At 70.3% G+C, this 12,553-nt stretch carries 14 protein-coding genes; 4 read left to right on the top strand and 10 right to left on the bottom strand.

Going from position 1 to position 12,553, the window contains the following annotated elements:
- Positions 1 to 1,353: serine hydrolase (locus IY392_RS02130; RefSeq protein ID WP_228548911.1), on the top strand; the 1,353-nt coding region annotated here is incomplete at its 5' end.
- A 67-nt stretch (positions 1,354 to 1,420) separates the two neighbouring features.
- On the opposite strand, the gene IY392_RS02125 is transcribed toward IY392_RS02130, so the two are convergent.
- The 3 genes from IY392_RS02125 to IY392_RS02115 are packed head-to-tail and all read right to left on the bottom strand — an operon-like array spanning position 1,421 to position 4,770.
- Positions 1,421 to 2,683, bottom strand: a complete 1,263-nt coding sequence (locus tag IY392_RS02125) for a deoxyguanosinetriphosphate triphosphohydrolase (RefSeq protein WP_107756125.1) — start codon at positions 2,681 to 2,683, stop codon at positions 1,421 to 1,423.
- 26 nt (positions 2,684 to 2,709) lie between these two features.
- Complete coding sequence (locus tag IY392_RS02120; RefSeq protein WP_194305295.1) at positions 2,710 to 3,336, bottom strand: YdcF family protein; 627 nt, start codon at positions 3,334 to 3,336, stop codon at positions 2,710 to 2,712.
- A gap of 45 nt (positions 3,337 to 3,381) precedes the next feature.
- A complete protein-coding gene (locus IY392_RS02115) occupies positions 3,382 to 4,770 on the bottom strand; it encodes a glycine--tRNA ligase (RefSeq protein WP_107756123.1) in 1,389 nt (462 codons plus the stop codon).
- Positions 4,771 to 4,949: 179 nt separating this feature from the next.
- Between IY392_RS02115 and IY392_RS02110 the strand changes: the two genes are divergently transcribed.
- Positions 4,950 to 5,321, top strand: a complete 372-nt coding sequence (locus IY392_RS02110; protein ID WP_176475081.1) for a helix-turn-helix transcriptional regulator — start codon at positions 4,950 to 4,952, stop codon at positions 5,319 to 5,321.
- 4 nt (positions 5,322 to 5,325) lie between these two features.
- Positions 5,326 to 5,763 (top strand): Fur family transcriptional regulator, encoded by a 438-nt coding sequence (locus IY392_RS02105; RefSeq protein ID WP_107756122.1) that lies wholly within the window; start codon positions 5,326 to 5,328, stop codon positions 5,761 to 5,763.
- 65 nt (positions 5,764 to 5,828) lie between these two features.
- Here IY392_RS02105 and IY392_RS02100 read toward each other — a convergent pair whose 3' ends face one another.
- Positions 5,829 to 6,596 carry an isoprenyl transferase gene (locus IY392_RS02100; protein ID WP_107756121.1) on the bottom strand — a complete coding sequence of 256 codons (768 nt, stop codon included), beginning with the start codon at positions 6,594 to 6,596 and terminating at the stop codon, positions 5,829 to 5,831.
- A 31-nt stretch (positions 6,597 to 6,627) separates the two neighbouring features.
- Entirely contained in the window at positions 6,628 to 7,506 is an 879-nt protein-coding gene (gene recO, locus IY392_RS02095) for a DNA repair protein RecO (RefSeq protein ID WP_194860388.1), read from the bottom strand.
- A gap of 88 nt (positions 7,507 to 7,594) precedes the next feature.
- Between recO and IY392_RS02090 the strand changes: the two genes are divergently transcribed.
- Complete coding sequence (locus IY392_RS02090; protein ID WP_107756119.1) at positions 7,595 to 8,509, top strand: alpha/beta fold hydrolase; 915 nt, start codon at positions 7,595 to 7,597, stop codon at positions 8,507 to 8,509.
- 19 nt (positions 8,510 to 8,528) lie between these two features.
- On the opposite strand, the gene era is transcribed toward IY392_RS02090, so the two are convergent.
- The 5 genes from era to IY392_RS02065 form a co-directional block, all read right to left on the bottom strand.
- Complete coding sequence (gene era, locus IY392_RS02085) at positions 8,529 to 9,437, bottom strand: GTPase Era (RefSeq protein WP_107756118.1); 909 nt, start codon at positions 9,435 to 9,437, stop codon at positions 8,529 to 8,531.
- Positions 9,434 to 10,759: a hemolysin family protein gene (locus IY392_RS02080; RefSeq protein WP_194860387.1), complete on the bottom strand. Its 1,326-nt coding sequence runs from the start codon at positions 10,757 to 10,759 to the stop codon at positions 9,434 to 9,436. The genes era and IY392_RS02080 overlap by 4 nt, the downstream gene beginning before the upstream one ends.
- Before the next feature lie 3 nt (positions 10,760 to 10,762).
- Positions 10,763 to 11,257: an rRNA maturation RNase YbeY gene (gene ybeY, locus IY392_RS02075; protein WP_107756116.1), complete on the bottom strand. Its 495-nt coding sequence runs from the start codon at positions 11,255 to 11,257 to the stop codon at positions 10,763 to 10,765.
- Positions 11,254 to 12,348 (bottom strand): PhoH family protein, encoded by a 1,095-nt coding sequence (locus IY392_RS02070; RefSeq protein ID WP_375292879.1) that lies wholly within the window; start codon positions 12,346 to 12,348, stop codon positions 11,254 to 11,256. Before IY392_RS02070 ends, ybeY begins: the two co-directional genes overlap by 4 nt.
- The coding region (locus IY392_RS02065) for a 16S rRNA (uracil(1498)-N(3))-methyltransferase (RefSeq protein ID WP_194860385.1) at positions 12,345 to 12,553 on the bottom strand (209 nt) is incomplete at its 5' end. The genes IY392_RS02065 and IY392_RS02070, both read right to left, overlap by 4 nt.

The following is a 12,553-nucleotide window of genomic DNA, read 5'->3' as shown; positions in this document are numbered from 1 at the left end:
GTTCTGAGTTCCATGAGTCGCGGGCGGAAGGTCCTCATCGCGCTGGTCGCGGTTCTCGTCCTGCTCATCGCGGCGGTGGTCGCGGCGGGCACCTGGTATCGGCCGATGCTGATGACCGGTACCGGATACGCCGCGCACAACGCCTGCGCGATCCACTTCCTCACCGATCGTGACGACCCGGAGTCCGACCTACCGCCCAACCCGCTGGTGCCGCTGCTGCGAACCAAGATCGACGACTCCAACGGCTGGGCGCACTCCTCCGTCCTGGGCGTGGGCTTTCGCCAGTACGCCTGGGCCTCCGAGTACGGCTGCGCGGTGGGCGATGGCCGCGCCGAGGGTTCCGCGTACAGCTCTCTCGTCCGACCGGCGGAGGACCGCCCGGAGGGCATCGACCTACCGCAGGCCACCGAGGTCCCGGCCGCGGTCGGTGCCGCGCTCGACCGGGCCGCCGACGTCGAGGGCACGCGCGCACTCGTGGCGCTCCACCGCGGCGAGATCCTGGACGAGTGGTACGCGGACGGCTTCGGACCGGACACCCGGCAGCTCGGGTGGTCCATGGCCAAGAGCGTGGCCGCCACCCTGGTCGGGCGGGCGCAGCAGGAGTTCCCCGACGCCGACCTCGACCCGGCGGGCACCGGCCTGCGCTCCGAGTGGACCGACGAGAGGGCGCAGATCTCGCTCGACGACCTGCTGCGCATGACCTCCGGGCTGGAGTGGGACGAGGACTACGACCTCGGCACCCCCATCACCGAGATGCTCTTCGCGGAGCCCGACATGGCGTCCTTCGCCGCCGCCCAGCCGCTCGCCCACGACCCCGGGACGTTCCGCCAGTACTCCTCGGGCACCACCAACATCGTGTGCGACCTGCTCCACGAGCGCACCGGCCTCGGGCCCGAGATGGCCGACGAGTTGCTGTTCGGGCCACTCGGGATGACCAGTGCCGTGCTCGAGGCGGACGCCTCCGGCCGGTCGGTGTGCAGTTCGTATCTGTGGGCCACGCCGCGGGACTGGGCGCGCTTCGGCCAGTTCGCGCTGGATGACGGCGTGGTCGACGGTCGCCGCCTGCTCCCCGCGGGATGGATGGACTACACGACGACCGTCGTCCCGGCCGGCGGGGAGCCCGAACCCTACGGCGCGCAGTGGTGGGTCAACGACGCCGGTGACGGCTCCCCGCTCCGCCTGCCCGGGATTCCCGCCGACGCCTATTGGGCCGCGGGCCACGACGGTCAGTACACCGTGGTGGTCCCCTCCGCCGACCTGGTGGTGGTGCGGACCGGCTTCACCCCCGGAGGGACGATCTACGGGCTCGGCATCGAGGAGCTGGTCGGCGACCTCACCAGGGCTGTGGGCTGACGCGCACGTCCGAGACGAGGCTTCGACGTGGGCCGGCCGTTCGGGCCATGCGAGCCGGGCGGGTTGCTCAGCCCCAGGCCGCCTGGATCCCCGCGCTCGCCCGGTCGATCCGCTCGAGCCGGCTCTCTGTGTAGAGGGCCACCTGGTCCACGATCACGCGCATCCGCGCCGCATCATCCGGAGCCTGGTCCCACAACGGACGCAGGACCGCGTCGAGACCGGCGGGAGCCGAGTGGGCCAGGAACTCGGCCACCCGGTGGATCCTGTCCCGTTGACGGTCCTGACGGGCCCGGTGCCCCGGGTCACTTATCACGTATCGCACGGCCATGGTCTTGAGCATCACCACCTCGGCCTCCACATGCAGGGGCACCTCGAGGTCGGCGCTGTACCGTCCGTGCGGCACCTCGCCGTGTACCTGACGAGTGGTGTGGATCGCGGGCATGACGAACCGCCCGACCAGTTCGCTGGTCAACGCCTTGAGGGCGACGGCACCGGCGAACGTCTCCTCGAACGGCTGGACGGCGCGGACCGCCTCGAGCGCACCGAGACGCGTGGCCGCCTCGCGGAGCTGGTCGGCGTCGGGCCCCCGGAACTCGCGCGCGCCCAACTCGGCCAACGCCGAGACCTCCGACGGATCGGTCAACGACCTCAGGTCCAGCCTGCCGGCCACGATCGCATCCTCCACGTCGTGGACCGAGTAGGCCACGTCGTCGGAGAAGTCCATGATCTGCGCTTCGAGACACCGGGTGTCCCCGGGTGCGCCGCGGCGGATCCAGGCGAGAGTCTCCGCGTCGTCGGGATAGGCGCCGAACTTCCTCGTGCCCTCTCGCGGCAGCCACGGGTACTTGGTGGCCGCGTCCAGCGCGGCGCGGGTGAGGTCCAGGCCGACGCCCCGCCCGTCGGCGTCGACCACCTTGGGCTCCAACCGCGTGAGGATCCGCACCGTCTGGGCGTTGCCCTCGTATCCCCCGAACCCTTTCGCGACCTCGTCGAGAGCGCGCTCGCCGTTGTGGCCGTAGGGCGGGTGCCCGATGTCGTGACTCAACCCCGCCAGATCGGCGAGATCGGGGTCGCAGCCGAGGCCGGCGGCGATACTGCGGGCGATCTGCGCGACCTCGAGCGAGTGGGTGAGTCGGGTCCGTGGTGTGTCCCCGTCCCCGGGCCCGACCACCTGCGTCTTGTCCGCGAGCCGCCGGAGAGCCGCGGAGTGCAGGACCCGTGCGCGATCCCTCTCGAACGGGCTGCGCTCGCTCGCCGTCTCCCGGGGCCGGGCGGGCCCCCCGCCCACCCGGCGCTCGGCGTCTGCGGCCGTGTACGCGTACCGCGTCATGCGCGTCCCCTCCTTGTGTCCGCCACTCAGCCGGGGAAATCCACGTCGGTGCCGACGATCCGGTGGTACTGGTACCAGAGCACCGCGCCGGTCTCGCGGATGATGCTCAGGATCTGGTTCTCCCGGGTCCAGACCGCGGGACCCTGTCGGGTCGGCGAGGTCCACGCGTCCAGGCCCGCGTCCCTGGCCATCATCCGCGCCCGGTACGAATGCGTGGGATCGCTCACCAACACCACGGAACCACCGCCCTGGTCACGCACGGTCAACGCGACGGCGTCCAGGCTGCCGACCGTGTTGGAGCCCGTCTCGACCGCCAGGATCGCCGTGGGCGGCACGCCCAGGGTGGCCAGGTAGGAGCGGCCCGCACCGGCCTCGGTGAACCGGTCCCCCGGCTGGTTCCCGCCGACGGTGATGATCTGCGGGGCGACGCCCTGCTCGTACAGGCTGGCGGCGTGATCGAGCCGGGACTGGAACACCGGGGTGGGCACGCCGTCGTACTGGGCCGCGCCCAGGACGACGATCGCGTCGGCCGTCGTGCGGTCGTCCTCGCGCGCGACCTGCCACACCCGGAACGCGATGAATCCGGGCACGGCGAGACACAACAACAACGCGAGGACCACGAGCCACCCGATGGCCCTGGACACCGCTCTCATCGGGGACCGGGATCTGTTCACCCGACCAGTGTGCCAGCGCCGGTGTCAGCAGCCGATGAGCCGCTGCGCGAGGAACCCCTCGACCTGGTCGATCGCCACGCGCTCCTGCTCCATGGTGTCCCGCTCACGGATGGTCACCGCCTGGTCTTCGAGGGTGTCGAAGTCCACGGTGATGCAGAACGGGGTGCCGATCTCGTCGTGGCGGCGGTAGCGTCGGCCGATCGCCTGCGCGTCGTCGAAGTCCACGTTCCAGCTCTTGCGCAGCTGTGCGGCCAGATCCCGGGCCTTCGGCGAGAGATCCGCGTTACGGGACAGTGGCAGGACAGCCGCCTTGAACGGTGACAGGCGACGATCCAGCTTCAGGACCGTGCGCGTGTCGACACCGCCCTTGGAGTTGGGCGCCTCGTCCTCGGTGTAGGCGTCGATGAGGAACGCCATGAGTGACCGGGTCAGGCCGAAGCTCGGTTCGATGACGTACGGCACGTACTTCTCACCGGAGGCCTGGTCGCGGTACTGCAGGTCCTCACCCGAGTGGGTCTGGTGCTGGGTGAGGTCGTAATCCGTGCGGTTCGCCACACCCATCAGCTCGCCCCACGGGTTACCGGAGAATCCGAACTTGTACTCGAAGTCGATGGTGCCCGCCGAGTAGTGGGCGCGCTCGTCGTCCGGGACGTCGAAACGCCGCATGTTCTCCGGGTCGATCCCCAGGTCGACGAACCAGTCCCAGCAGTCCTCGACCCACCGCTTGAACCACTCGTCGGCCTCCTCGGGCTTGGTGAAGAACTCGATCTCCATCTGCTCGAACTCGCGGGTCCGGAAGATGAAGTTGCCCGGGGTGATCTCGTTGCGGAACGCCTTGCCGATCTGTCCGATACCGAACGGCGGCTTACGCCGTGCGGTGGTCATGACGTTCTTGTAGTTGATGAAGATGCCCTGGGCGGTCTCGGGCCGCAGATAGTGCAGGCCCTCCTTGTCGTCGACCGGACCGAGGTAGGTCTTCATCAACCCGGAGAACAGCTGCGGCTCGGTCCAGGCCCCGGGCTGGCCCGTGACCGGATCGTTGATGTCGGCCAGCCCGTTGGCCGGCTCGCGCCCGTGCTTGGCGACATAAGCCTCGATGAGGTGGTCGGCGCGATAGCGCTTGTGGGTGTGCAGAGACTCCACCAGCGGGTCGGTGAAGGTCTCGACGTGACCGGAGGCCTCCCACACCGCGCGGGGAAGGATGATCGACGAATCCAGACCCACCACATCCTCGCGGCCGGTGACGAAGGTCCGCCACCACTGCTTCTTGATGTTGTCCTTGAGCTCCACGCCCAACGGACCGTAATCCCATGCCGAACGGGTCCCGCCGTAGATCTCACCACACTGGTACACCAGTCCCCGGCGCTTGCAGAGGTTGACGACTGAGTCGATGACGGACGCTGAGGATGCCACGTCGGGGGTTCTCCCTTTGGTGAGTCGGTGGACGGAGGCGTCGGGTGGACGACCTCGGCGCGGGCCGGCGCCCGCGGCACTTCTCACCAGGGTATCCGGTCCACCCCGGCGGTCTGGGATACTGGGGTCCCCCCACCCGACACGGCGCCGGTCCCCACCGCGCCCGGAAGGTTGCGCCAATGGCATCCGGACCCGAGTCCCCGGCAGACGCCGGGCCTGCCGCGGAGATCCACGACCCCGGCTCCCGCGCGGCCCCCGTTCCGCTCCCGCCTCAGCACGTGGTCTCCGCCGCGGGCGATCTGCTCCGTGCGCTGTCGGCTCCGCTGCGTATCGCGATCGTGCTGCAGCTCCGCGAGGGGCCGAGGTGTGTCCACGAGTTGGTGGACGCCCTTGACGTCGCGCAGCCGCTGGTGAGCCAGCACCTGCGGGTGCTCAAGTCGTCCCACGTCGTCTCCGCGCACCGCCGGGGGCGGGAGATCCGCTACGAGTTGCTCGACGACCACCTGCTGCACATCGTCGAGGCGGCCGTCGGGCACGCCGGGGAGGAGTAGAGCAGTGGACGGGGCCCAGAAGCCGATCGGCGTCCGCTCGACCCGCCAACGCAGTGCCATCTCCGCGCTGCTCGACGAGTCCAAGGGGTTCCGGTCCGCGCAGGACCTTCACTCGGAGCTCCGCGAACGCGGTGACGCGATCGGACTGACCACCGTCTACCGGACGCTGCAGTCGATGTCCGACGCCGGCGCGGTGGACGTGCTGCGCACCGATTCCGGGGAGCTGATCTTCCGCAAGTGCTCCGATTCCCACCATCACCACCTGGTGTGTCGGGAATGCGGCTTCACGGTGGAGGTCGAGGAACCCGGGGTCGAGACGTGGGCGCACCGTGCCGGTGGCGCTCACGGATTCACCGAGGTGACCCACACCGTCGAGCTGTTCGGCCTCTGCGCGGCCTGCGCCGGCTCCAGGCGGGACGAGCCGCCGGGTCCGGTGGACTGACCCGGGGCCGCCCCGGTGGATCGGCCTCGCGGTCCCCTGGCGACCCGCGCCTCCCGGAATCGGGGTCAGGCTCCGGGCACCCCGCCGAACCGCCGGTCCCGCTCGGCGTACTCCAGGCACGCCGCCCACAGATCGCGTCGGTCGAAGTCGGGGAACAGCGTGTGTTGAAAGACGAACTCGGCGTAGGCGCTCTGCCACAGCAGGAAGTTGGACGTCCGCAGTTCACCGGACGGACGCAGGAAGAGGTCCACGTCCGGCATGTCCGGCTCGTCGAGGAAACGGGCGAAGTTCTCCTCCGTCAGGTCGTCGGCCGCCAACTCCCCGGCGGCGACCCGACGCGCGAAATCCCTTGCGGCGTCCACGATCTCCGCTCGCCCGCCGTAGTTGACGCACATCGCCAAGGTCATCACCGTGTTGTCCCGCGTGAGTTCCTCGGCCTCCTCGAGCTCGGAGATGACCGACTTCCACAGCTTGGGGCGGCGGCCGGCCCAGCGCACCCGCACTCCCAGCTCGTGCATCTCGTCCCGGCGGCGACGCAGCACGTCCCTGTTGAATCCCATGAGAAAGCGCACCTCCTCCGGACTGCGCTTCCAGTTCTCCGTGGAGAACGCGTACGCGGACAGGTACGGGACGCCGATCTCGATGCACCCCTGGACCACGTCCATGAGTACCGCCTCTCCCTGCTTGTGCCCCTCGGTGCGGGGCAGGCCCCGCTCCTGGGCCCAGCGTCCGTTGCCATCCATCACCAGCGCGACGTGGCGCGGCACGAACTCCGCCGGGATCGCGGGCGGTCGCTCGCCCGACGGGTGCGGGGTGGGCGGCCGGACGGTCACCGGCGCGGCGCCGTCCCTCGACGCGGTGCGTTTACGGAATCTGGGTAGTCCGGGCACGAGGCTCCTCAACAGGTTCTGGGGACAGGGGTCCGGCAGGCGGGGGTTCGGCGGTCAGGGGCACGGCAGCGCCCGGGCCGGGGACAGAGCGGTCCGTTCCACCACGATCGATCCCGTCGCGGTCGACCAGCGGCAGACTGCGCAGGTCCCGCTCGAGATGCCACTGCAGATGATCGGCGGCGATCCCGGAGGCCTGGCGGACGACCGCCGAGGACGAGACCGCCACGCCCTCCCACCGTCCGGCCAACAGTGCCGACAGGTGCTCGGCGACACCCGGGGAGAGCATGGCACACCCCTGCGGCCTGCAGTGCACGCAGACGGTTCCACCGGATGCCACGTGGAACGCCCTGTGCGGCCCCACCACGCCGCAGAGCACGCAGCGGTCCAGGACCGGCTCCCAGCCGGACGCCGCCATGGCGCGAAGGAGGAACGCGTCGGCGACCAGGCCCGGCGGCCGCCGGTGTTCGGCCAGGGAGCGCAGCGCCCCGACGGCGAGGCCGAGCAGTCTCGGTGTGGGTGCGCCCTCCTCACCCGCCAACCGCTCCGCGGTCTCCAGGACGACGCAGGCCGAGGTGTACGCCGGATAGTCCGCCACGAGGGGGCGGGCCAGCGACTCACGGCTCGACGCCTGCCTGACGGAACCCAGTCCGCTGCGGCCCCGACCCGGGGCGATCTGCACCTCCACCACGGCGAACGGCTCCAGGCTGGCGCCCATCCGCGACCGGGTGCGGCGCACCGCGCGGGCGACGGCCCTGACCAACCCGTGGTGCTGGGTGAGGAGTGTGACGATCCGGTCCGCCTCACCCAGGTCGTAGGTGCGCACGACGAGACCGGTGTCGGTGAACGGGTGCATCCGGGCCTCCTCGCCTGCGGGGCGTAGACGACCATTGTCCCACTCCCTGATGAGCACCGGGTCCCCCGGCGAGGGCTAGTGTCTCGTTGTGCCCAGTCTCGCCTCCCACCTCATCCCTCTGCTCATCCGCGCCACCCGGCGGCAGCGCCTGTTCGCCGAGCCACAGCGTGCCCGTGACTTCCTCGACGAGGCCGCGGTGCGTCCGGCGTCGTACGCCCCGCCGCGATTGCGTGACGATGTCCGGCTCACCCGTGCCGACCGGAACGGGTGGCCGGTCTACGTACTGGAACCCGCCGAGGCACCCGCGAGCGGCACCGTGGTCTACGTCCACGGTGGAGGCTGGGCCAAGGAGATCGTCGCGCCGCACTGGCGACTGTGCGCCCAGATGGCCGCCGAGGCCCACACCCGCGTCCTGGTGCCGGTCTACCCCCTGGCCGGACCGGTGACGGCATCGAACCGTGGAACGGCGGCGAGCGTGGTGTCCGGGGTGGCCGACCTGGTGCGGGACGAGCTCGCCGAACACGACCCGGTGTGTCTCGCCGGTGACAGCGCGGGGGGCCAGATCGCGCTGTCCGCGGTCATGGAGCTGCGGGATCGGGGTGTCCCCCCGCTTCCCGCGACGATCCTGATCTCCCCCGCACTCGACCTGGCGATGGACAACCCGGACATCGACCGGGTCCAGCCCCGTGACCCGTGGCTCGCCCGTGAGGGTCTGCGGGTGTTCATCGACGCCTGGCGGGTCGACCTGCCCCTGGACGACCCGCGGGTGAGCCCGCTGTGCGGGGACTTCACCGGTCTGGGTCCCCTGACGGTCTTCGCCGCCACCCGCGACATCGTCCTGCCGGACGTGCGCCTCGGGGTGGAGCGGGCTCGCGCCGCCGGCGTCGACGTCACCTATGTCGAGGAGAAGGACCTACTGCACGTGCACCCGCTGCAACCCACCCCCGAGGGCCGGGCCGCGCGGGAGACGATCGTGGGGATCGTGCGTTCGGCCGTGGGTTAGGAGCGATCGCGCCAGCGGTCTAGAAGCCGAGTCTCCCGAGCATCTTGGGGTCGCGCTGCCACTCCTTGAGGACCTTGACATGCAGGTCCAGGTACACCCTGGTCCCGAGCAGCTCCTCGATCCCCGCCCTGGCCCGGGTGCCCACCTCACGCATGCGCGAGCCACCCTTGCCCAGGACGATCGCCTTCTGGCTCTGCCGCTCGACGTAGACGGTCGCGTGGACGTCCACCATGTCATCACGTCCCTCTCGAGGCAGCACCTCCTCGATCGACACGGCGATCGAGTGGGGCAGTTCGTCGCGGACGCCCTCGAGTGCGGCCTCGCGGATGAGCTCGGACATCCTGGTCTCGTCGGACTCCTCGGTGATCACGTCCTCGGGGTAGAACCGCGGTCCCTCGGGGAGCAGGGAGGCGATCACGTCCGCCACCACGTCCACCTGCTCACCGGACGCGGCGGAGACCGGGACGACCTCGGCCTCCGGCCCGAGGAGCGTGGATACCGCGACCAACTGCTCCATGACCTTCTGCTTGGAGACGGTGTCGATCTTCGTGACCAGACCCAGGATCGGGGTCGTGGGACAGAGCTTGCGTACCTGCTCGAGGATCCAGCGGTCCCCGGGGCCGATCCGCTCCCCCGCCGGGATGCACAGCCCGATGAGGTCGACGTCGGAGTAGGTGTCCTCCACCAGGGCGTTCAGCCGCTCGCCCAACAGGGTGCGCGGTCTGTGCAGCCCCGGTGTGTCCACCAGGATGATCTGGGCGTCGGGCCGGTGGACCAGCCCGCGGATCGCGTGGCGCGTGGTCTGGGGGCGGGAGGAGGTGATCGCGATCTTCTCGCCCACCAACGCGTTGGTGAGGGTGGACTTGCCGGTGTTCGGCCGACCGACGAAGCTGACGAATCCGCTCCGGAAGCCCTCTGGGGTGGTCATCGGTTCTCCTCGTCGTCGTTCTCGTCTGCGTCGTCACCGGCGGCCGGGTCGAGCTTCTCGGCCACCACGGTGATCACCCTGACGCGGCCGCGACGGTCGTGACCGCCCTCGGCGCGCAGGTCCAGGCCGACGGAGACCACGTGCGCTCCCGGTAGGGGGACGCGGCCGAGCTCGAGCGCCATCAGGCCCCCGATGGTCTCGACCTCCTCGGTCACCTCGTCCGCGAACTCCACGTCGAACAGCTCGGCGACCTCGTCCAGACCGAGCCGGGCCGACAGCCGGTACCGACCGTCCTCCAACTCCTCGACGGGGGGCACCTCGGTGGTGTCGTACTCGTCCACGATCTCACCGACGATCTCCTCGAGGATGTCCTCGATCGACACCAGTCCGGCGGTCCCGCCGTACTCGTCGACCAGGATCGCCAGGTGGTTGTGGTCCCGCTGCATCTCCGACAGGAGGTCATCGATCCTCTTGGCGTCCGGAACGAACACCGCGGGACGCATCACCTCCGAGACCGGAGCCGCGCGGCCGTCGGGGTCGTCGAGTCGCGCCACGATGTCGCGGAGGTAGATCACCCCCACCACGTCGTCGGAGTTGTCACCGTCCACCACGGGGATCCGGGAGTACCCCGACTTGACGGCGAGCCGGGCGGCCTGACCGACCGTCTTGGACGATTCGATCCACACCATCTCCGTCCGCGGGGTCATGACCTCGCGCGCGGTGGTGTCCCCGAGCTCGAACACCGACTGGATCATGCGCGATTCGTCGTCGGCCACGACGCCGCGCTCTCGGGCCATGTCCACGATCTCGAGCAGTTCGATCTCGGTGGCGAACGGCCCGTTGCGGAATCCCCGGCCCGGGGTGACGGCGTTGCCGACACCCACCAGAAGGCTGGCGACGGGGCCCAGGACCATTCCGAGCACCCACATCGGGGTCGAGGCCCCCAGGGCGAGCGAGTACGCGTGCTGGCGTCCCAGCGTGCGGGGGCCGACGCCGGCCACGACATACGCCGCGATGGTCATCACCGCGATCACACCGACCAGCGCCCAGGCCGTGGACTCGATGAGTTCGGCGGACACGACGGTGAGGAGCACGACGCCGGAGATCAGGCTCAACAGATGCAGCAGCACCGTGACATTGATGTAGCGCGGACGGGTGAGCAGCATCCGGGAGAGCCTCGCGGCCCCGTAGCGGGACTCCTTGGCCATCTCCTCGACCCGGGCCACCGACACGGTGCTCAGCGCCGCGTCGAGGGCGGCGAAGACGCCGGCGAGCAGGATGAGCAGTGCAGCCGCGACAGCGGTGAGGACGATCTGGTCCACGGGTCAGGCGTCCGCGCGCGGGGCGTCGTCCTGCGAGGCGTCCCGGTGGTCGTACCACTCGCCCAACAGCTCGTTCTGCAGGCCGAACATCTCCCGCTCCTCGGCCGGCTCGGCGTGGTCGTACCCGAGCAGGTGCAGGCACCCGTGCACGGTCAGCAGCGCGAGCTCGTGCGCGAGCGGATGCCCGGAGCTGGCGGCCTGGTCGGCGGCGAACGCCGGACACAACACGATGTCCCCGAGCATCGCCGGCCCGGGGTCGGGCAGGTCGGGGCGCCCGCCCGGGGAGAGCTCGTCCATGGGGAAGCTCATGACGTCGGTGGGACCCGGGAGGTTCATCCACGTCACGTGGAGATCGGCCATGGTGTCCTTGTCCACGAGCGTGACCGACAGTTCGGCGGCCGGGTGCACGTCCATCCGGGCGATCACGAACGCGGCGACGTCGATGAGCTCTGCCTCGTCGACCTCCACCCCCGACTCGTTGGCGACCTCGATGCTCATCTGCGGCGGTGCTCCCTGTTCCTGTGTCCGGTCGTGGGGTCCTCGCCCCGTTCGAGGCGCTCCTCGTGCTTGGCGTAGGCGTCGACGATCCGGGCCACCAGCGCGTGCCGCACGACGTCGGCGGAGGTGAGCTCGGAGAAGTGGATGTCGGGGACCCCCTTGAGGATGTCGCGCACCACCTTGAGGCCGGAACGCTGCCCGCCCGGGAGGTCGATCTGGGTGATGTCCCCCGTCACCACGATCTTCGAGCCGAACCCGAGGCGCGTGAGGAACATCTTCATCTGCTCGGGGGTGGTGTTCTGCGCCTCGTCGAGGATGATGAACGCGTCGTTGAGGGTGCGCCCGCGCATGTAGGCCAGCGGTGCCACCTCGATCACCCCCGCGGCCATGAGCTTGGGGATCGCCTCGGGGTCCATCATGTCGTGGAGCGAGTCGTACAGCGGCCGGAGGTACGGGTCGATCTTCTCGTGCAGCGTGCCGGGCAGATAGCCGAGCCGCTCACCGGCCTCGACCGCCGGGCGGGTGAGGATGATGCGGCTGACGTCCTTGGCCCGCAGCGCGGCGACCGCTTTGGCCATGGCGAGGTAGGTCTTGCCCGTCCCCGCCGGTCCGAGCCCGAACACCACGGTGTGGTCGTCGATCGCGTCGACGTACCGCTTCTGCCCCACCGTCTTGGGGCGGATCATCCCCCCGCGACGGGACAGCACGTCGGTGCCCAACACCTCCTCGGGGGTCAACGGACCCGAATCGGCGAGGATCTCCACCGAGCGCCGCACCGACGCCGGGGTGATCTCGACCCCCCTCCCGGCCTGCCGCAGCAGGTCCGAGACCACGCGGGAGGCCTGGTCGACGGCGCCGGGCTCACCCGACAGGGTCATGGTGCCGCCGCGCACGTGGAGGTCCGCGTCGAGCAGCTCCTCGAGCGCCCGGAGGTTGGCGTCCGCGGCGCCCAGCACCGCCATCGCCAGATCGGGGTCGAGCTGAACAGCCGTGCGCGCGGGCGGGCCGCCGGGGCCTGTCCGGTCGTCACGGTGCGTTCGCTCGACCGACTCTGTCACTGCGTCGTTCTCTCGGGTACCTACGTGGATCACTTCCTGGGTGGTGGTGCGGTCGGGTCGAGTGTAGTACCAGCGCGGGCCCATCTCCGCGTGAGAACTCCGAGTGCACCCAGCGCGACCGCGGCGGCGCTGGAGGTGCGCAGCACCTCGGGCCCCAGGACGACGGCGCGGGCCCCGGCGTGGGTGAGCGCGTCGATCTCGGCGTCGGAGACGCCGCCCTCGGGTCCGACGACGAGGA

This window comes from Dietzia sp. SYD-A1 (assembly GCF_015356725.1).
GTDB lineage: Bacteria > Actinomycetota > Actinomycetes > Mycobacteriales > Mycobacteriaceae > Dietzia.
The sequence above is the reverse complement of the archived record's forward strand: the minus strand, read 5'-3'. Positions and strand labels throughout refer to the sequence as shown.

Excerpts from the sequence above, each read along its gene's own strand:
- ybeY (WP_107756116.1), bottom strand. The coding sequence starts at position 11,257 with ATGAGCATCGAGGTCGCCAACGAGTCGGGGGTGGAGGTCGACGAGGCA.
- IY392_RS02110 (WP_176475081.1), top strand. The coding sequence starts at position 4,950 with ATGGCATCCGGACCCGAGTCCCCGGCAGACGCCGGGCCTGCCGCGGAG.
- era (WP_107756118.1), bottom strand. The coding sequence starts at position 9,437 with ATGACCACCCCAGAGGGCTTCCGGAGCGGATTCGTCAGCTTCGTCGGT.
- IY392_RS02120 (WP_194305295.1), bottom strand. The coding sequence starts at position 3,336 with ATGAGAGCGGTGTCCAGGGCCATCGGGTGGCTCGTGGTCCTCGCGTTG.
- recO (WP_194860388.1), bottom strand. The coding sequence starts at position 7,506 with ATGCACCCGTTCACCGACACCGGTCTCGTCGTGCGCACCTACGACCTG.
- IY392_RS02125 (WP_107756125.1), bottom strand. The coding sequence starts at position 2,683 with ATGACGCGGTACGCGTACACGGCCGCAGACGCCGAGCGCCGGGTGGGC.